Source organism: Clostridium pasteurianum BC1 (assembly GCF_000389635.1).
Taxonomy (GTDB): domain Bacteria; phylum Bacillota; class Clostridia; order Clostridiales; family Clostridiaceae; genus Clostridium_I; species Clostridium_I pasteurianum_A.
The window spans coordinates 1953068-1970775 of record NC_021182.1 but is presented as its reverse complement, the minus strand read 5'-3'; the positions used below and the strand labels follow the sequence as shown (position 1 = coordinate 1970775).

The 17708-nt window shown below is 27.4% G+C and carries 28 protein-coding genes and 1 pseudogene; 1 reads left to right on the top strand and 28 read right to left on the bottom strand.

Features of this window, described 5'->3' with window-relative positions; all coding sequences use genetic code 11:
* Positions 1-22: 22 nt before the first annotated feature.
* The 22 genes from CLOPA_RS09235 to CLOPA_RS09140 all read right to left on the bottom strand — a co-directional run bounded on the left by CLOPA_RS09235 (position 23) and on the right by CLOPA_RS09140 (position 13081).
* Positions 23-265: a DUF2164 domain-containing protein gene (locus CLOPA_RS09235; RefSeq protein ID WP_015615168.1), complete on the bottom strand. Its 243-nt coding sequence runs from the start codon at positions 263-265 to the stop codon at positions 23-25.
* Positions 266-298: 33 nt separating this feature from the next.
* A complete protein-coding gene (locus CLOPA_RS09230) occupies positions 299-2332 on the bottom strand; it encodes an ABC transporter permease (RefSeq protein ID WP_051115633.1) in 2034 nt (677 codons plus the stop codon).
* Positions 2333-2367: 35 nt separating this feature from the next.
* A complete protein-coding gene (locus CLOPA_RS23720) occupies positions 2368-2790 on the bottom strand; it encodes a hypothetical protein (RefSeq protein WP_051115632.1) in 423 nt (140 codons plus the stop codon).
* 72 nt (positions 2791-2862) lie between these two features.
* Complete coding sequence (locus CLOPA_RS24325; RefSeq protein ID WP_015615167.1) at positions 2863-3018, bottom strand: HAD family hydrolase; 156 nt, start codon at positions 3016-3018, stop codon at positions 2863-2865.
* Between the two features lie 110 nt (positions 3019-3128).
* The gene (locus CLOPA_RS09225; RefSeq protein WP_015615166.1) at positions 3129-3701 is read right to left on the bottom strand and encodes a DJ-1/PfpI family protein; all 573 of its coding nucleotides are present in this window, start codon (positions 3699-3701) and stop codon (positions 3129-3131) included.
* 502 nt (positions 3702-4203) lie between these two features.
* Positions 4204-5001: an EFR1 family ferrodoxin gene (locus CLOPA_RS09220; RefSeq protein WP_015615165.1), complete on the bottom strand. Its 798-nt coding sequence runs from the start codon at positions 4999-5001 to the stop codon at positions 4204-4206.
* Positions 5002-5098: 97 nt separating this feature from the next.
* On the bottom strand, positions 5099-5512 hold the full coding sequence (locus tag CLOPA_RS09215; protein ID WP_015615164.1) for a MerR family transcriptional regulator: 414 nt from the start codon (positions 5510-5512) through the stop codon (positions 5099-5101).
* A 187-nt stretch (positions 5513-5699) separates the two neighbouring features.
* Positions 5700-6380, bottom strand: a complete 681-nt coding sequence (locus CLOPA_RS09210; RefSeq protein ID WP_015615162.1) for a YdcF family protein — start codon at positions 6378-6380, stop codon at positions 5700-5702.
* Positions 6344-6682 carry a hypothetical protein gene (locus CLOPA_RS25000; RefSeq protein ID WP_155241895.1) on the bottom strand — a complete coding sequence of 113 codons (339 nt, stop codon included), beginning with the start codon at positions 6680-6682 and terminating at the stop codon, positions 6344-6346. The genes CLOPA_RS09210 and CLOPA_RS25000 overlap by 37 nt, the downstream gene beginning before the upstream one ends.
* Positions 6683-7013: 331 nt before the next feature.
* Positions 7014-7217, bottom strand: a complete 204-nt coding sequence (locus tag CLOPA_RS09200) for a hypothetical protein (RefSeq protein ID WP_015615160.1) — start codon at positions 7215-7217, stop codon at positions 7014-7016.
* Between the two features lie 230 nt (positions 7218-7447).
* On the bottom strand, positions 7448-7945 hold the full coding sequence (locus tag CLOPA_RS09195) for a YbhB/YbcL family Raf kinase inhibitor-like protein (RefSeq protein ID WP_015615159.1): 498 nt from the start codon (positions 7943-7945) through the stop codon (positions 7448-7450).
* A 48-nt stretch (positions 7946-7993) separates the two neighbouring features.
* Entirely contained in the window at positions 7994-8500 is a 507-nt protein-coding gene (locus tag CLOPA_RS09190; protein WP_015615158.1) for an AAA family ATPase, read from the bottom strand.
* 31 nt (positions 8501-8531) lie between these two features.
* Positions 8532-8714, bottom strand: a complete 183-nt coding sequence (locus CLOPA_RS09185; protein ID WP_015615157.1) for a hypothetical protein — start codon at positions 8712-8714, stop codon at positions 8532-8534.
* Positions 8711-9154, bottom strand: a complete 444-nt coding sequence (locus CLOPA_RS09180) for a GNAT family N-acetyltransferase (RefSeq protein WP_015615156.1) — start codon at positions 9152-9154, stop codon at positions 8711-8713. Before CLOPA_RS09180 ends, CLOPA_RS09185 begins: the two co-directional genes overlap by 4 nt.
* 82 nt (positions 9155-9236) lie before the next feature.
* Positions 9237-9626: an ACT domain-containing protein gene (locus CLOPA_RS09175; protein WP_015615155.1), complete on the bottom strand. Its 390-nt coding sequence runs from the start codon at positions 9624-9626 to the stop codon at positions 9237-9239.
* 42 nt (positions 9627-9668) lie between these two features.
* Positions 9669-9944 carry a GNAT family N-acetyltransferase gene (locus tag CLOPA_RS26060; protein ID WP_242834324.1) on the bottom strand — a complete coding sequence of 92 codons (276 nt, stop codon included), beginning with the start codon at positions 9942-9944 and terminating at the stop codon, positions 9669-9671.
* Positions 9945-10243: 299 nt separating this feature from the next.
* Positions 10244-10510 (bottom strand): GNAT family N-acetyltransferase, encoded by a 267-nt coding sequence (locus CLOPA_RS26055; protein WP_242834287.1) that lies wholly within the window; start codon positions 10508-10510, stop codon positions 10244-10246.
* Positions 10511-10833: 323 nt separating this feature from the next.
* Positions 10834-11352 carry a methyltransferase family protein gene (locus CLOPA_RS09160; RefSeq protein WP_015615154.1) on the bottom strand — a complete coding sequence of 173 codons (519 nt, stop codon included), beginning with the start codon at positions 11350-11352 and terminating at the stop codon, positions 10834-10836.
* Between the two features lie 92 nt (positions 11353-11444).
* Entirely contained in the window at positions 11445-11678 is a 234-nt protein-coding gene (locus tag CLOPA_RS09155; protein WP_015615153.1) for a hypothetical protein, read from the bottom strand.
* A 5-nt stretch (positions 11679-11683) separates the two neighbouring features.
* Entirely contained in the window at positions 11684-12004 is a 321-nt protein-coding gene (locus tag CLOPA_RS09150; RefSeq protein WP_015615152.1) for a heavy metal-binding domain-containing protein, read from the bottom strand.
* A 184-nt stretch (positions 12005-12188) separates the two neighbouring features.
* Positions 12189-12677, bottom strand: coding sequence for a GNAT family N-acetyltransferase (locus CLOPA_RS23715; RefSeq protein WP_015615151.1), 489 nt, complete (start codon positions 12675-12677; stop codon positions 12189-12191).
* Between the two features lie 14 nt (positions 12678-12691).
* Entirely contained in the window at positions 12692-13081 is a 390-nt protein-coding gene (locus CLOPA_RS09140) for an OsmC family protein (protein ID WP_015615150.1), read from the bottom strand.
* Between the two features lie 340 nt (positions 13082-13421).
* Between CLOPA_RS09140 and CLOPA_RS09135 the strand changes: the two genes are divergently transcribed.
* Positions 13422-14285, top strand: a complete 864-nt coding sequence (locus CLOPA_RS09135; protein WP_015615149.1) for a 2-oxo acid dehydrogenase subunit E2 — start codon at positions 13422-13424, stop codon at positions 14283-14285.
* Between the two features lie 390 nt (positions 14286-14675).
* On the opposite strand, the gene CLOPA_RS09130 is transcribed toward CLOPA_RS09135, so the two are convergent.
* The 6 genes and pseudogenes from CLOPA_RS09130 to CLOPA_RS09115 form a co-directional block, all read right to left on the bottom strand.
* Positions 14676-15620 carry a MerR family transcriptional regulator gene (locus CLOPA_RS09130; protein ID WP_015615148.1) on the bottom strand — a complete coding sequence of 315 codons (945 nt, stop codon included), beginning with the start codon at positions 15618-15620 and terminating at the stop codon, positions 14676-14678.
* Between the two features lie 129 nt (positions 15621-15749).
* Positions 15750-15920, bottom strand: coding sequence for a hypothetical protein (locus CLOPA_RS24995; protein WP_155241894.1), 171 nt, complete (start codon positions 15918-15920; stop codon positions 15750-15752).
* Positions 15875-16045, bottom strand: a pseudogene (locus CLOPA_RS26045) (MerR family transcriptional regulator); the annotation flags it as partial. The gene CLOPA_RS24995 and the pseudogene CLOPA_RS26045, both read right to left, overlap by 46 nt.
* A gap of 156 nt (positions 16046-16201) precedes the next feature.
* Positions 16202-16567, bottom strand: coding sequence for a hypothetical protein (locus CLOPA_RS09125; RefSeq protein WP_015615147.1), 366 nt, complete (start codon positions 16565-16567; stop codon positions 16202-16204).
* Between the two features lie 29 nt (positions 16568-16596).
* Positions 16597-17055: a nucleoside deaminase gene (locus CLOPA_RS09120; protein WP_015615146.1), complete on the bottom strand. Its 459-nt coding sequence runs from the start codon at positions 17053-17055 to the stop codon at positions 16597-16599.
* 185 nt (positions 17056-17240) lie between these two features.
* Positions 17241-17648, bottom strand: coding sequence for a GNAT family N-acetyltransferase (locus CLOPA_RS09115; protein ID WP_015615144.1), 408 nt, complete (start codon positions 17646-17648; stop codon positions 17241-17243).
* Positions 17649-17708 lie beyond the last annotated feature (60 nt).

Below are 17708 nucleotides of genomic sequence, written 5' to 3'. Positions count from 1 at the left end.
TGTCCTGTTTGCATTATATAAGTTAATATTTTTGAATTGATAATAAATCATCAATTCTGTCATTCATGTATTTGTAGGAATCATAAACTCCTTGATTATAAAATTCTTGTGCTAATTCTTCTATAATAAAATTTAAAATAAGACTTGCGGCTAAATCACCTATTTCTTCCTCTCTTTCATTAAAAAAATAGGTTTTTATTGCAGAAATCATATCTTCTCTTTTCTCCTTAGTTAACTTAATTTTATTTTTATCTTCATTACTCATAAAGTATCTCCAATCAATTTACTTTCAAATGCTTTACTCATATTTAATAGCCTCAATAATATTCATCTTAGAAGATTTAAAGGCTGGTATTATAGATGCCGCCACATTAATAATTATTCCACCTATAAAAGCATAAACAAATAAAGTCCATAAATAATTTATTTCAAGTGGAAGATTCATAGCTTCACTGACTTTAGGTACAATTTTAATCATTAGACTTCCCGCAAAAATGCCTACTGTTCCTCCTACAATTCCTCCACTTAAAGATTCTATAAATATTACTTTAATGGTCTGTAATTTACTCATACCTACAGAACGAAATATTGCCAAGGATCTTTTTCTCTCCATAAAGCTAATGAGAAGATTATTCAATACACCAAATATCCCTATTACCAATGCCATTATTGAAAAAGCATTGAGAACATTAAACATTTGCTCGTTGCTTTGCCTATTTTGAGTTTCCATTTCCCCTTTTGTCATAAGAGATAGTCTTCTAGTTTGAAGCTTATTTTTAATATTATTTAATACAGTTTGTGGATTTTTATTTGTCTTTACATAAATTGCGGAATAATATTTAATTCCCATGTCATTCTTTATGTATTTTTCTCCTATAAGTGCATAGTTCCCATTATACATTACTGAATTGAAGGATCCGATTATCTTGTACTGTTTCTTATTTTTTCCCATTTCCAAATCAATATAATCTCCTACCTTTAAGTTTAATCTTGAAAGTAGTGAATCCGTTAACATTATATTTCTGTCTTCATTTAACTTTTGAAAAATCTCGTCTGGATTATCTCCTAATTTTTGACTATAAAATTGCAGATATTTATTTGTAGCTACACCTTCCACAGAGTCAATGGTTCTATTTGAGTCAACGACCTTTACACTAGAACTATAAACTCCATAAGTATCATTAACTCCATCTACGTTTTGAACCAGCCTCTCAGTATTTTTATCCAGCATATTACCCCACATTTCAATATCTACATTAAATTTTGCGTAAGCATCTAGAACCTCTACTCCTACACTATAGCTCACGGTATTTATCATAAGTAATGCAGATATTCCTATGGCTAGAAGTGAAATATTATTTAAAAGACTCTTATTTTCCCTCAAATTTTTAGCTGCTAATACACCTTCATTTCCTAAAGTAAAAATATACACTTTTTCAAAAATTTTAATAAATATTTTAGTTATAAATGGTACCAACACTACAACTGAAGAAACAGCTAGTACCATACAAATTCCATCTATGTACAGTGCAAAACTTTTTGGTGCTATATTAGGAAGACCAAAAGAAATACCTAATAATATAATACCTAAAATTAATTTCCAAAATTTATTTTTTTTATTTTCTTGTTCCACTTCATTTAATACAATATCCTTAACTGGAAGTTTTGATATCCTGATTATAGGCAATATAGCACTGATAAGGGAAATAAAAACGGCTAAAACAAATGCAATTAAAAGCTGTGCGATTGAAAAGTGGATTTGTATTGAATTACCTTTAATCCAATCGGGTGTAGTAATCCAGGTCATTATATATAATATTCCTATACCTAAGCTACAGCCTATTATTCCACCAATCACACCATAACATAAACTTTCTATAATTAATATTAAATCCGTCATCCTTTTAGTTGCACCTATACTTCTGAAGGTTCCTATTACAGGTAATTTTTCCATAGCAATTACTTTAAAGGCTGTATATGTAATAAATATACTCATAAAAAGCACTACGATAGTCATCATCATAAATGGTGTGGTAAAACTACTTACTTGCTGCTTTAAATCATCATCATTTATGGCGTTCTCAACTACATAATTTTTATATACAGGTTTTAAATCATCAACAATTTCTTCCTTATTAATTGAATCCTTTGATTTTATGTATACAACAGATACCATTCCTTTAGCACTCATTATAGAATTTAAAGTTTCCAAAGGAACTATACCAGATACAGATTGTCCATCACTGGAAAAGAATCCTGTTTGACCAGCTATTCCCCATACCGAAAACTTATGTTTTGCACCGTTTATTTCTAGTTCAATGGAATCTCCCACATTCTTATTATATTTTTTTGATGTAAATTCACTTATTATAATTTTTTTCCGCTAAAATTCTTATCACTGCTGCTCTCCATAAAAGAAATGGGATTCATTAACTGTAATTCATTAAAATTAAAACCACGTAAATTAAAGCTAACTGTTTCATCCTTATTAATTTTATACAAACCTATTTCACTTATTGATCCAATAGCATAATCTATCTTATCGTTTTCTTTTTGTATCTTATTCATATAAAAATATTTTGAAGGTGATTTGTCTCCAGAATGAATTATAACATTTGAATTACCATATGAACTACTCAATTTATTTACATAAATTTTTTCTATGGTACCAGATATAGCACTAGAAGCAAAAAATAATGCTGATGATACACTAATTGCAAATAAAATAAGAAAAGTTCTAAACTTTTTTTCTTTAATACTTTTTAGAGAAAATTTAAAAATAATACTCACCTATGAACCTCCCAATATATACATTCATTTTGTAGTTTTAAATTGTGATTTGATTACTTCTTGTTCTATGCCTTAAAAGGTTAAATATGAAAAGGATCGAGCAGTTGCGTAGGTAAATTTAACTCCCTTTTTCACTAAAGTATTGATTATTTCTTTACTTTCTTCTGATAATTGAGAATTTCTATTCAGCAGCGTACCATCTAAATCTGAAACATATAATGTATTCATAAATTCATTCCTCCATCATATAATTTTACCCCTCATTTGATAATATTTAGTTTGTCTAATAAGAAAGTTACGAATTAATTTACCAGTGTATTTAAAATACTTAGTTGATATTAACCTTTTAGAGTTTTTAAAAATTGATTTTTTTCATCTTCGCTTTTAAATAATTTAAGCCAATCACATACTTCACACGTAAAATCAATAAAAGCTACTCCCTGAGAAGTTATTAAATTTTTATCTACTACAACTCTTTCATTAACAAAGCTTTCTCTTGGGAAAGGGTCAATTTCTTCATATTGTTGTTTATGCATTTCTGTCCATTCAATCATTGAAGTAGTGTATTTTCTATTCTGTAGAATATTAGCTTTTGCTAAAAAATATGGTCCACCACAAATTGCACCTAAAAGCTTTCCTTCTGAATTAACATTTTTAATTAACTCAATTAATTCTGGTCTAAGTTCACCATTCCAACCACCAGGAATTATTAATCCATCGACATCATCTTTAACAACATCTTTAACTAAACCTTTAGGTTTATATTCCAATCCAGATAAACTTCTTATAATATGATTTTCATATGCAATAGTAACTATTTCCTTACCTAAGTCTGTCCCTAAAATGTGAGCAATAAGAGTCATTTCAAAGTCAGCCATTCCATCATAAATAAATATAAATATCTTATTCATAGAATAACCTCAATTCATTATAATAGTTAGTTATATTATTTTTTATACAGCTATAATTTTTTTGATTTTATATTTTCACTTTTTACAAATACATGACAAGAAGAGCAATAGAAGTTATTAGTCTTAATCTTTAGTATATTTTCATCAGAGTCAATTTCCTCGGTTTCATTTACAATAATATCAAGTTCTTTAAGCGTTCCACATTTAGTGCATATTGCGTTAGCAATATGATGCACCTCCTATAGTTTTTTATTTATTTTAATCTTTTAATCTATATGCTGAAATTTTCAATTGTCTTCTATGTAAATAGTATAAGATAAATTGCAAATTATCAACTAATAATTAGAATAAAGTATAAATATATCCATCACATATACATAATGTTGAAATAACTTAATAATTAAATTTTATGTAAGTCATTACATTCTACTAAAATTTTATTGTAAACAAAATAAAATAAGAAGCTCCCAATCATATGAAACTTCTTCTTTAATGTATTATTTTATATTAACTCATTAATATCTACATTAGGATTTCTATATCTTCTCCTATTTTCAGTTTTCTTACCCCATTGAATAGCTTCACTAGGACAATATTGAATGCAGGCTGTACACTGTTCACAATTATGCCTCCAAAGAGGCTTGTTTACATTAAATTCTATATTATTAACCGGACAAATTCTTTCACATATTTTGCACCCACTGCAATTATCTTTAACCCAAAACTTTTTATCTTTTACATGGAGACTATCCATTATTCTATCCGTAATTTTAATAAAAATCCTGTCTATTATTCTATCAATAATTAATTTGCTTACTTCACATTTATAATCTTTTCCTTGTCTTATAATATCTGATATTTTTTTAATCTTTATCTTTTCTCTTTGAAAAACCTTATCATCTTTTTTTGCTGAACTAGGATTATAGGTAAAAATATTGTTTGCTGGCATATGAATTAAAAAGCCAGCATTAAGTATTCCCCCACAATTTTGTAATATATGCTCTAACTTAATTAACACACCCGCTGCTGCTCCACCATAAGTTGCTGCTGCAAAAATATAGGTTCTCTCATTAACTTTTAGTTTTTTTATAATTTTCTCTACAATCACCGGAAGTCGTGCATAGTACACCGGAAATACTATTCCAAGTATTGCTGAATTAACTTGTATTTCTTTTTCATCTATGAGTGAAGATATTCTACATAAATGAATTTCCCCAAGCTCATTCCCTATATCTTTTGCTACTTGAAGGCTATTGCCTGTTCCTGAGAAATACAGTATAGTATCCTTTTCTATTATCATAATAATGCCACCTCTTTTTTATATTTACTTTCCATTTTACTGAAAAGCAGATTATAAGCTTTTAGTGTTATTATAAATCGTGTACTATACTACATAGTCAAGAATTATTTTTTAGATAAATTTCCATATCAGTACAACATTCTCCGTTGTTGGATAATATGTTATCATTTACTTTTTGAAGTAATTTTTTAGTTGCTTCCAGGTCATTTATTTTATTATTTATCTCTCTTATTTTATATTCAACTATAGCTTTAATGTTATCAATATTCTGTTCTAATATCTCATCATATATCTTGGGAAGCAACATACTTATTTCCTTCAATGAAAAGCCAAAATTTTTAACAATGAGTATAAATCTAATTTTATCTATATCACCTTTTGAGTATATTCTATACCCATTTTTATCTCTTTTAGGTTCAGAAAGCAATCCAATTTTTTCATAATATCTTATAGTCTCTTTATTTATCTTTAATTCCCTGACTAAATCTCCAATATTATAAACACTTTTCATAATATATCTTCCTAATCTTATTTAATTTATATTTTTAAAACATACCTGTCCTATCCATTCCCTGAGTTCTAACCTAATGCTTTTGCTAAAATTTCTTGAACACGCTAATTTAGATTTAGGCTTACTTTTTCTTTCAAGAACATTATATTTTTTGTATTTCATAATTTTCCATAACATATGACTAAAATTAAAATACCCCTTTAAGAATAGTTTCTACATAATTTTCTAATCCTTTAACAATTCCATGTATTTCTTCAATATCACCCTTTTTCCCATAAAATATTATTCTTAAATACTCTCCAAGCACTAAACTTATACTCTTTGGATGTTCCATCCAGTCATATCTGTCAAAAGTAGTCCCATCATCAAGATAAGTATTATATGAATAAGAGATAATTTTTATGTTTTGTGGTAAATATTTTTTCAAAGTTCTATACTGTCTTCCAGCTGCATAATTTTTGGAAATAAAAATCAAACTTTTAACATTTGAAAAGTCATAGATTTCTTTAGCAAACATTACATTTTCTTTACTATTGCTTGATTTCTCTTCAAAAAATATTTTTTCTCTTGTTACTCCATACGATAAGAGTTTTTCAAAAATTACACGTGCTTCTGGTTTATTACCATAATGCCAATCTTTATGTTTACTCTTCGATTTAGATGAACCTCCTGAAATAACAATATCTTTACATAATCCTTTATTATATACTTCCAGTGATTTCTGATATGTTGCAGGATTAGTACTTCCATAAATAAAAAGTACATCACTTATACTTAAATCTTGCTCTTTACAAAATACAATATCAGTTATTTCTTTTATTTGGATATCTGTTAAATCAGGTGCTTCAGGATATTTATATGTATACATATCTTTACACCTTCCATATTTGGACTTAGTGCTTGTTCCAATAATACATTTTCCTTTTTGAGTATATAAGCACCTATTAAAAATAAAAAGCCCATAAAATAAGCCTGTGAAAAAGTATTAAATATTTCAAATATAATTTTTGATACTGTATCAACTGATTTATTTTCAATATAATACCAACCACCAATTCCACTATATGTTACACTTGTATGAACTAAAACTACTATAATAATCATAATCAATCTTATGTTATCAATAAAAAACATCCTACTCTTAGGAACATTAGATTCCACAATATTCATAAAGAACCTCCATATATATTTTAAAAAATTATTTCTATATTCATACAATAAATTTTTATTGCTGTAATATTTTCTAATATGATTTTTTTTACTGTCTTCTAGCTTTGCCATTCTAAAACATACATTTTCAAACCCACTCAATGAATTTGTAATATTAGTAAAATCTCTAAATAAATAACCTGTACAACAAGCTTTTTTATGAAGATCCAAGCACAAACTCATTAATAGAGAATCAATGGATTTATATTTCTTTTTCCCATTTTTATACTATTAATTTAGTATAATGGTCATTTATTCAATTCACTATTATAGAACATTGTGTATTATTATATTAAATTTTTATACTTAATTTTCTTATAATCATAATAATATTGAAAATAATAAGTATGAAAGCCACTAAAGCAATGACTGCATAGCATATCTTCATTGGAAAAGCCATTGATTTACCAAGTAAAAAATACATAAGTCCCATAAAAAATATGAGTAGAATAGAAATTAATAGAGATATATAGTTCATTCGTAAACTTTCTTCCATAATACATCCTCACTTCAATTTAGTTTAATACATAAATCATTTTTGTACCTATAAGCCAATATACATGAACTTATAAAAAATGATTTCAAAACAACACAATAGTAAAGAAAGTGTTCCTACACCCACTCTTCTTTTTACCTATATGCAAATCCTCAACTTCTCCATATAAATTAAACTACTCTTTAATATAATATGTACACTTAACTCTAGACTTTAAATAGTATTTCACTTTAATTTACATAACATCCTTTTAACGTAGTTTGCTCTAAAATATAGCCATCCATAGCTTTATATAGTTCATTCATATAAAATCCTTCCTGTAGATCCAATTTATCCTTCAAAGCAAAAACATGTAGTTCATAAATATGAGGTTTATCAGGTGGTGTCATGCCACCATATCCTATAGCTAACTTTTTATCTACTTTGGTTATTGCTCCACACCAACTATTTAACCCTTGAACAAAGTCATTTTTTAAAATACTTTCATTTTCTTCTATTTCTGTTTTTGTAATATTTGCAGCTATCCAGTGAATCCAAGAAAAACCACAAACAGGAACGGCATCTTTATCTTCTAAAATAAGCGCATAAGATACTGTACCTTTAGGCGAATTTTCAATTTTAATTGGCAATGAATAAGTTGGTATATTAGCTTCATTAAATTGAGTTCCTCTTTTTCCATATTTATCTTCAATAATATCATTTATTATACCTGAGCTTGTTACTTTCAAGTTAATACCTCCCAAATTATAAATAAATTATTCATCTTTTTTACTTTATTAATCATAAATATTTTTTATGATTTTACTTACAGTTTCTGATATCGAAATATCAGTTGTATCAATTTTTACTGTATCCATATTTTTATATAGTGTAAGTCTTTCAACGCTTGTATTAATAGAGTTTTCATCCCTTAAATTAAGCTGAATATCCTTAAATATTCTCTTTTGAAGTGCTTCTTTTGAACAAATAAGAGTTATCTTTATAACATCAAATTCCAAATCATTTAATTTCTGTAGTATAAGTTTAAAAATATCTTCAGTATGTATAACCCAGCTAAATATAACATACTCACAAGATGAATTAACAAGAAAATTTCTTAACATGTAGGTTATATTATTTATAACCATAGCTTTATTCTCATCATTCACAATAAAAGGATTCATCATCCAACACCAATCACCATCAAGCCATACCGAATTGTAAAGTTTTTTATTTAATTCTTTACATGTTACAGTTTTCCCTACCCCCATAGTACCATTAATTATTATAAGTTTTTTATTCATTTTAAAACTCCTAAATCATATTCTAAAAGGATTACAATTTTTTTCTTCTTGAAACAATAAACATGCCTATTGTAACTCCAAAAGAAATAGATGCGGTTCTGATAAAATCCTTATGCTGTGGCCTAAAAAAATAATCAATTCCATATATAGATGTACAGAGAAAAATAAAATATATAAGATATTTAAATATTCTATTTTTTAATAGGTTATTCATATTATTTTCTCCATTCTTATATGTGACAATCCTGTCTTAATTGAAGGAAATTCTTGTCCAACTGTTTCATAACCAAGACTGCGATATAAATTAACAATTTCTATTTTGGCATTTAATATTATCTTCTTCATTCCTGACTCTCTTGATTTGTCAGTAAGTTCCCTTATCAATTCGGAACCTATACCTTTTTTCCTATACTCTTCCTTTACAACCACTTGTGATATTTGAGCAGTTTTATCTATAATATTTAATCTTGCATACCCAGCAGCTACTATATTATTATGACAACAGACTAAATGTATACTTTCTCCTTCTAAATTATCAAACACCATATCCATTGAACAATTAAATGGCTTAAAGAAGATTCTATATCTCAATTCGACCACTTCTTTATATAAACCAGAATCATTATTAATATATAAATATTTATAGCTTGCCATAATTTGCTTTCCCTTCTTATTTATTATATACAGCTGCTACTCTCAGTCTAGTTGCTGAAATTTCTCTATCTGATATTAACATTTAGTATGTTATTATGTACTTTTCATCAGATAATGCATTTACAGCATTATCAATATCTTTATTTTTTACAAGTATGTAATCTGTATCATAGGTGGAAATAGCAAATATACTAATTTTCTTTTCTGTCAATATTGTAGTGATTGATGAAAGGATTCCAATTAGTGAAAAATCTAATGGTCCTTCAACTTTAAGAATTCTCCAATCCTTTTCACATTTTATTTCCCCAGGAATACTATCCTGAGAACACACAATGGATAATTCGTCTTCTGCTTTTGTTACAGAGTAGAATTGACTATTCTGTATCCATTCAGGAATTAATTCATCTTTATCTAATTTACAAACACCAAATTTTTCTTTTAATAATTTCATTGTTAATACTTCTTTTGACATATGTTATTTTCATCTCCAAATTCATCATAGATAATTTTCATTTTACTGGACATTTTCATCTTTTAAAATAGACATTTCGTATAAACTCCAATAGCCTGTGGATGACTTCCTTACATTCTCTAATAATTTTTCTTTTGTAAATCCTACATTTTCATAACATTTAATAGCACTGTAATTAAAATCAAATACTTTAAGGGTTATCTTTTCAAATTTCATGTCTTCAAATCCAATTCTTAATGCCTCTTTTAATGCTTTTCTTCCAATTCCCTTACCTCTATTATTTTCATCTCCAATCAGAAATCTACATATGCTGCCAATTTTATTGTTTTTATCTATTTCTCGTAATTCAACAGTTCCAATAATTTTATCTGTATTAGTAAGTCATATTTTATAAACAAAAATATTAGGATTATCTTTTTTAACATCAGTAAAAAAATAATTTTGAACCTGCCTAAGTGTTAATGGATAATTATACATAGGCCCAGCCCATTGTAGTAAGTAATCAGAAGATTTATTAACATTCCACTCCACAATTTTTGGCAAATCTTTTTTTCTATTAAATCAAGTTTTATCATTGCAATTCCCCATCCCTTTAATTACCAATAGATTCTACAATACTAGTCTCCTTCAATCATTAAAAACATTCCTGACCCATCATATTCTGATGGTCTTAGCTCGAATCCAAACTTTTTGTAAAACCCTTCTTTATTCTTTGAACTAATAAGTTCAACACTTACTTTCCAATCTTTTGGGGTTCTTTGTTTTATAAAAGACAACATATTTTCCAAAATTAAATTTCCAATGCCTTTACCTTGGTATTTGGGTAAAACTGCAACATCCTTTATATAATAAAATAAGCTGTCATCATCACAAAGTCTCCCCATTGCTATTATATTGTTATTATAAAAACACATACTGTATATAACGAATTTTCAATTGCCTTTTTTAATTGATTAACAGGCACACAGCCCCAACCGACTGAGTCTGATAAAACATAAAAATATTCTGCAGTCAAAACCCCTTCTTTAAGCTGTACCATAACTATCCATGCCCTTTTATATAATTATTTTATCACCTTAACTTCTTTGAATAAATAATCTAACATGAATACCCTTTTTTCTATTTTATTAGATTCATTTTCTTTTCAAATAAAGCTATTTTAACAGCACCATACATATATTCTTTTACAATTAGGACTATAAATTCTCTAGAAATAACGTCTCACCTTATTCATATATTTTATATACTCTTCCCCAAACTCCTTTATGCACCATCTTTCTTCTGAAAGGATAATCCAATGAGCTGATATTTGAAAAACTACTAGTAATGCAAGTAATATCAATGAACGCGTGAGCAACACGCAACCTAAAAAATAAATAAAATAGCTTACATACATAGGATTACGGGAGATTTGGTATAATCCTTTTAGATTTATTCCATTCTTTTTCGGTTTTGCAAAGTTTGATACGGATACAATACAAAGAATAACCCCTAAACTATATATGATCAGGCCTGCACAAAACCAAAAGGAGTCATTCCTGATCTTGAGAAAAAATAAATACAGGAGTATAAGAATGTTAGAAATTTGATAAAACCAAAACGCTACCTTTTCATTTCCAATTAGTGGAGGAAAGTAGGCCGCACGTTTTAACGCCTCTTTGTCTAATATGCTTAGAAGCCCGAACCTTATAATTATAATTGGTATTACTGTAAGAAATGCATTCATTATATCACCTCTCTTAAACTACCGATTTATATAAATCTAAAATAGTCATTTTCACATTATAATCTGCCAATATTAATTATATTTCACTAAATCTATCTATTATGCTCTTCGTGATAAAATCTTTCCCCTGTATTAGGATTATAATAAATTCTGAACCTTTTACCATTGTTTGGATCCACAATTATCTCTTCAGTCTTTTCAAATCCTACTGGAACATCTGATCCATGATTTTTTTTATACCTCTTGTCCCAAACTAATAATGATATAACAGCAAAAATTATAATAAATAGTTGGATTAAAATATAAAAAAATAGTGCCTTTGCCATAATTCCTAATCCCTTTCAACTATAACTGCAGTACCATAGGCCAAAACTTCACTCATATATTGTCCAATTTCGCTGGAATCAAACCTCATCATCACAATTGCATTTGCTCCCATTGCAGTAGCATTTAAAACCAAACGATCAATTGCTTGTTTACGAGCATCTTCAAGCATAGATGTATATTCGTGTATTTCTCCGCCAACAAGGCTTCTTAAACTAGCAATTAGATTTCCTCCTAGGCCTCGGCTCCTTACTAATAACCCAAAGACCTGACCTTTTACTTCCTTTACTTTATAACCAGTAATGTTTTCAGTTGTAACAACTATCATTGCACTCCACTCCTTAAAATAATTATAATTATTTCTTATTCTTTCAGCCATTATTAATATTTATTTCACATTTATTTCCTGTCTCTACAGATTCATTAAGAAATACTATGAACTATAACATATAAGAAAACTTAAAGGAAATATTAAGGAAACCTTAATATTAAAGCAACTATGTATTTCCCCATTATCTACTTGTTCTTTCCATTACCACTGTACTAAATTTATCATCTTTCAGTTTATATTCTTTATCTTCAATTATTTTAAATCCATTCTTTTTATAAAAATTTATTCCCTTAATATTATCTTTTTCAGCTTCCAAATATATAGCTTGTTTATTTTTAAAGTCCTTTAAAACACTTAAAAGCAACTTTACACCAATACCTTTCCTTTGACAATTTGAATGAACATAAAGTCTCTTCAAAAATATTTTATTTTCCTTTTCCTCTGCTGTTGCTAATCCAACTATATTGTCTGAACTATCTTTTGCAACAAGAAATAATAAATTTTTATTTTCTATCTCCAGTTTTAATTTATCAATAGTCTGTGATTCTTCTGTAATATATTTAATTGTTTCTTGAGAAAAGAATTCTTTATAAGTATCAACCCACACGTAATTGAGCAATCTTTTAATTTCACTTGTTTCATCTACACTGGCATTACTTATTTTAATCATTTTTTCTCTCCAATTTATTCAATATTATTACAATATTCAAATTCTATTTGCTTTGATAATGTCTTTCTAACAGGACAGTTCCTTACTTTTCTCATAACTTTATTTTTAATATCTTCATTGATGTCAGCATCTATATCTATTGCATATTTAAAACTAGTTTTATCTTCATTTTCTCTATTTAAATCTACTTTAACAGTAACTTTTTCATATCTAATATTCATAAACTCTAGTATCATCCTTGTTGTAATATTTAAACAAGATGCATATGCTGCTTCAAGAAAATCATGAGGTCTAAAATACTTTCCACTCCCACCTTTTTCTTCAGTAACATCTGAAAAAATCATTCCCTTTTCATTATGTATTTCTGTAATATATTTATTATCTCCACTCTTTGATATAATCATTTTTTTCATACCCTTCTTTAGATATTATATTTCCAAACTTTACCGTTGTTTACATCAAATTTTATTTTAAAAGCAGTATAAGATTATGATAACTTTTTATTACTTTATAGGTAAATAATATATTATTTATAATGTAAAATCAATAAACAAACACGTAATCCTTAGAAAAAATAAAATGATCTATTGGGACATTTCATCCATAATGTATTCGGTATGTTTTTTATTTTTTCAAAAAGTAGAAATGCTACTTTAATTAATATATAATAAAACATAAATCAATAAAGAATACTACTATATATGATATAGCATATTATTACATGCAATTAGGAGGAGTTAAATTATGATATATAATAATATTAAAATAAAAAAATCTAATACCTTTGATTCAAAGAGAAAAATAGTTGCACATGCGACTGGTGAATCCTGGATAAATATACCTCATATTACTTATACATATGAACCTGACATAACAAATTTTTATGAAGAGTTTGGTATTTTATCTAAAAAATTAAAAAGTGAAGGTAAAAAAATTTCATTTAATACTTTAATGATTAAAGTTATTGTAGAAGGTCTATTAGCTGCAAATGGCTTAAATTCCTATCTGGAATACAATCATGAAAAATGTGAAGGTACTCTGCATATTTTAGATGAAATTAATGTTGCAATTCCTTGGATTTTATCTGATGGATCACACATAACTCCTAGTATAATGAATGCTGATAATATGTCATTAACAGATATCTCTGATTACATTTTAAATTTGTCTAAGAAAATAGAAAATTCCGATATTAAAGAGATAACGGGTATCCTATCGTCAAAATTTAGTAATGAAAAACCTTATCTTAAAGGTAAAGAAAGAGAAGATTATTACAAGATTCCTGAAAATGAACGCTTAACTGAAGAAGATTTTATTTACGGAACAATTACCTTCTCAAATATTGGTTCACTATATAGAGAACAAAAGGGCGCTTTTTGTTTACTTGAAGTTATACCACCACAAGTATTTGCTATAGGACTTAGCTCAGTACAGGAAAAGCCTGGGGTATTTGTAGACGAACATGGAGATAAACAAATTGGGATTAGAAAAACACTTCCAATGTGCCTGGCCTTTGACCATAGAGCCCTTGATTTTAGCTCCATTATTCCTTTTTTGAAAAAACTTGATTCAATATTTGATGATCCAACTATTATACATCAATGGTAATTGAAAATTTATTGATTTATATTTATTAATGACAAACACCCCGGCAATGCATACTCGCTTCGGGGTGTTTTTTTATGATAGTGTAAAATAAATTCTCTAATTTATCACAGAAAGCTGTTCCTTGCTTTCCTCATATTATAATACTTACCTTCATTTTTATAAGTTCTTTGTCCTGTCCTTCTTCTACAATTATTCCGTCATTTAAAACAAGAATTTTGTCTGCATTTTTTATAATTGAAAGTGTATGGGCTATAATAATAACTGTTTTCTTTTTTTCATCAAGTTTATAATAGCCTCTTTAACTGCCAACTTTTCTTGCATATACTTAGTCTCAATAATTTTGTCCTTGAAAATGGTAAAGCTGCCAGTAGTGTACTCGCCTCATAATATTTACTTCTCAGATACTAATAAATTTCCATTATCATCTATTTTAAAATCCAGTAATTTAGAAAAATCATTCATTTTTTTGATATACTCTCTGTAGTCACTGCTTAATACTTTTAGATTTTCTGAAAATTTATTATGAAAATCAATGTTTTTCATTTTCTTTGTTAATTGCTCAGTAATCTTATGAGTTTCTTTCCATTGCCTTTGCATTTCAGTATCACTTTTCATCTTTTCTGCATATTGAAATAGTCTTTCTTTTTCCTTAATTAATCCTTTATCATCAATTGAAATCCACTTTTTCATAGATTCTTTAATAGAACTCTGAAATTTTTCAAAATCTTTATTTTCTAACTTTTTATATAAATCCTCCATTCCTTCTGGATATTCAATACCTTCAACTTCATCTAAAAACTTAATTAAATTAATCCATGCTTCTTCTTTTTCTCTTGTGTCTATTGGTTCATTTAAGAACTGACTGTATTGAATAATCATCAACCTACCAAATTTGCCAGGGAAAATCCTCTCCAATTGTTTTTTCATAAAACCTTCTCTAGTACGTTCATCCATCTCAAGTGATTTATTTAATGTGGATAACTGGCTTGTTAATTGTGATAGATTAATATTAGAATCGCTTAGTGTATTTAAACATGAATTGAGAATTACCTTACTATGATCTAATCTTTTAACTTGATCATTTATTTTTATTAACTGCTGCTGAAACTTTTCCTTTAGCATTTCAGGTTTTTGTATAATTCCCTTTATATCTTTAACGGATATATCGAATTGTCTTAAAACAGATATTTGTATTAACTTATCAATATCTTCTTTAGAATACTCTCTATAATTATTCGAAGAATTAACACAAGGATTTATTAATCCACTTTCTTCATAATAATTTATAGCCTTTTTTGTAAGAGATGTAATCTCCATAACTTCACTTATCTTCATAAAAAACCCTCCTTAGATATTACTTAAAGTATAAACTAGCACCTAAGGCATCAGTCAATAGAGAATTTTCGACTATTTTAGGTTTCTTAACAATGAGATACGTTGAATTCCACTGGCTTGTCATCTGGTTCAAGCTTCAATTCTATGTTTTTCTTGTATTAAACACTCTTCAATTTCAATATTACTAATGAAATATACTTCCTTTATTTTCCTTGGAATCTTTTTATCTACCCTACTTGTTTCATGCTGCAGTTTCATAGCAATTTTAGCTTTTGTGCATACATTTCTGCAGCTATACAAAAATAGTATGAAAGTCCAATTTGCTGATTTTCAAGCATATTTCTATGGAAATCATCTTCTAAAAAGAATCTTGCCTGAGCAGCAAATGACTTTACATCGATATTATTTCCATGATTATTTAAAAATAATTTATTCTTATACGTTTATCTGCCATACGGCTAAAAGTTATATGTTCTTTTTTCTTTTTATCCAATATAATTACCTCCAAAATCAAGCTCTAATTGTATGATAATTTATATTTATTTACTGTAGCTTTTTTACAATATTATCTATTATGCAAATTAGTATTGTAAGCCTTTTATAGGAAAATCCAATTGTTCTTCTGGCAAGCCAAGTGAACGTCCATATTTTAAGACTTTATCCCATGTATTTTTATCTTCATAATCAAACTCAAAGATTTTGTCTTTGAAAATAGCAATGATGTGTGTATTTTTCCAGAAATGCATATACCAATCTCCAATAATATGCTTAGATAATTCTCTTATTTCTTCTTTTGATACATTAACTTCATACATATGCCATCTATCTTTAAGGTTATTATGACTTGTTATATATATCTTTTTTATATCCAATCCATTTAATATTCTATTATCATTAAGGCTTTCTTCTACAATAATGCCAATATACTCTTTATTCATTATTCTCATCTACCTTCCTTCATTAACTATTACTTTATTTATATAAGTGTTTTTACCCAATCATAATAACCATCTCTAGGAGATATATCTAAAAAATTTTTAAATATTTTCTTACTTTCCTCTGATAAAATACCTTTATATATTTTAGGTAATTTAAATACAGAATCTTTATGATTATCATACCAAGTTTTTTCTGCCCAAGCTGCACCTCCATCAGTAGGGGATTCAAAAAAATAATAAACTTCTCCAATAAATGAATGTATTGCAGCTCCGAAACACATCATGCAAGGTTCTAAATTTACGAATAATTGCAATTCTTTTCTGGTTTTAAAAGAATATCTTTCTTTGTCCATTTCCAAAATGGCTTGAATTTCTGCATGTACTAAATATCTTCCTTCTTTTTTCTCAGTTGTATATGCTTTTGAAACAACATCATCACCATGAAAAATAATGGCAGCAATAGGTATCTCCCCCTTGTTGCATACCTTTTTCAGCAAGTTTTAAAACTTGTCTCATTTTTTCTTCTACAATAATTTTCTCCATTTAGTGTTAACTCCTCCTTACTCCAATTAATTCAGTTGCATAATTATCATGCATATGTATATGTATATGTAAATTCATTCTGCATCTTAAATTATAGAGATAAATTCCTGCTTAATATTAAAAATTAACTAGTAAATTCTTAATATGACTTACGAATACACATGGCAGTAAATCCATTGCTTTCTATTTCAAATCCAAATTTCTTATAATAATCTTTTTTATTAGGAGCAGCAACTAGAGTTGGATAAAGTTTACATTCCTTAAGCATATTAAGTAACTCTTTTATTATAGATGAACCAATACGTTTTTTGCGATAATTTGGATGAACAATTAGACTACATATGTATGCATGTCTTATACCGTCAGATAGTATTCTCACGTAACCAATTAATTCTTCCTTATCATTTCTTACACATATATTTCCCCATGACGTTTTAATACATTTCTCTAATTTTTCAATAGGATGTACATCCCAAGCATTTGTAGCAAGAAGCTCATTTAATTCATCACAATTCAATAATCCATTTCTTTTTATCTTGATACTCATGTAAAAAACTCCTTAAATTTATATTTCTAAAGAATATTTTCCTTTTCTAATTTGAATTTT

What these genes read in the sequence shown, in the direction of transcription:
- CLOPA_RS09160 (WP_015615154.1), bottom strand. Translation starts at nt 11,352, where the DNA reads ATGAATGCATTTCTTACAGTAATACCAATTATAATTATAAGGTTCGGG.
- CLOPA_RS09125 (WP_015615147.1), bottom strand. Translation starts at nt 16,567, where the DNA reads ATGAGAATAATGAATAAAGAGTATATTGGCATTATTGTAGAAGAAAGC.
- CLOPA_RS23715 (WP_015615151.1), bottom strand. Translation starts at nt 12,677, where the DNA reads ATGATTAAAATAAGTAATGCCAGTGTAGATGAAACAAGTGAAATTAAA.
- CLOPA_RS09135 (WP_015615149.1), top strand. Translation starts at nt 13,422, where the DNA reads ATGATATATAATAATATTAAAATAAAAAAATCTAATACCTTTGATTCA.
- CLOPA_RS09215 (WP_015615164.1), bottom strand. Translation starts at nt 5,512, where the DNA reads ATGAAAAGTGTTTATAATATTGGAGATTTAGTCAGGGAATTAAAGATA.
- CLOPA_RS09175 (WP_015615155.1), bottom strand. Translation starts at nt 9,626, where the DNA reads ATGTCAAAAGAAGTATTAACAATGAAATTATTAAAAGAAAAATTTGGT.
- CLOPA_RS26055 (WP_242834287.1), bottom strand. Translation starts at nt 10,510, where the DNA reads ATGGGGAGACTTTGTGATGATGACAGCTTATTTTATTATATAAAGGAT.
- CLOPA_RS09210 (WP_015615162.1), bottom strand. Translation starts at nt 6,380, where the DNA reads ATGTATACATATAAATATCCTGAAGCACCTGATTTAACAGATATCCAA.
- CLOPA_RS09130 (WP_015615148.1), bottom strand. Translation starts at nt 15,620, where the DNA reads ATGAAGATAAGTGAAGTTATGGAGATTACATCTCTTACAAAAAAGGCT.
- CLOPA_RS09115 (WP_015615144.1), bottom strand. Translation starts at nt 17,648, where the DNA reads ATGAGTATCAAGATAAAAAGAAATGGATTATTGAATTGTGATGAATTA.
- CLOPA_RS09200 (WP_015615160.1), bottom strand. Translation starts at nt 7,217, where the DNA reads ATGGAAGAAAGTTTACGAATGAACTATATATCTCTATTAATTTCTATT.
- CLOPA_RS09220 (WP_015615165.1), bottom strand. Translation starts at nt 5,001, where the DNA reads ATGATAATAGAAAAGGATACTATACTGTATTTCTCAGGAACAGGCAAT.
- CLOPA_RS09190 (WP_015615158.1), bottom strand. Translation starts at nt 8,500, where the DNA reads ATGAATAAAAAACTTATAATAATTAATGGTACTATGGGGGTAGGGAAA.
- CLOPA_RS09235 (WP_015615168.1), bottom strand. Translation starts at nt 265, where the DNA reads ATGAGTAATGAAGATAAAAATAAAATTAAGTTAACTAAGGAGAAAAGA.
- CLOPA_RS09140 (WP_015615150.1), bottom strand. Translation starts at nt 13,081, where the DNA reads ATGATTATATCAAAGAGTGGAGATAATAAATATATTACAGAAATACAT.
- CLOPA_RS09225 (WP_015615166.1), bottom strand. Translation starts at nt 3,701, where the DNA reads ATGAATAAGATATTTATATTTATTTATGATGGAATGGCTGACTTTGAA.
- CLOPA_RS09150 (WP_015615152.1), bottom strand. Translation starts at nt 12,004, where the DNA reads ATGATAGTTGTTACAACTGAAAACATTACTGGTTATAAAGTAAAGGAA.
- CLOPA_RS25000 (WP_155241895.1), bottom strand. Translation starts at nt 6,682, where the DNA reads ATGAATATTGTGGAATCTAATGTTCCTAAGAGTAGGATGTTTTTTATT.
- CLOPA_RS24325 (WP_015615167.1), bottom strand. Translation starts at nt 3,018, where the DNA reads ATGAATACATTATATGTTTCAGATTTAGATGGTACGCTGCTGAATAGA.
- CLOPA_RS09180 (WP_015615156.1), bottom strand. Translation starts at nt 9,154, where the DNA reads ATGGCAAGCTATAAATATTTATATATTAATAATGATTCTGGTTTATAT.
- CLOPA_RS09155 (WP_015615153.1), bottom strand. Translation starts at nt 11,678, where the DNA reads ATGGCAAAGGCACTATTTTTTTATATTTTAATCCAACTATTTATTATA.
- CLOPA_RS09185 (WP_015615157.1), bottom strand. Translation starts at nt 8,714, where the DNA reads ATGAATAACCTATTAAAAAATAGAATATTTAAATATCTTATATATTTT.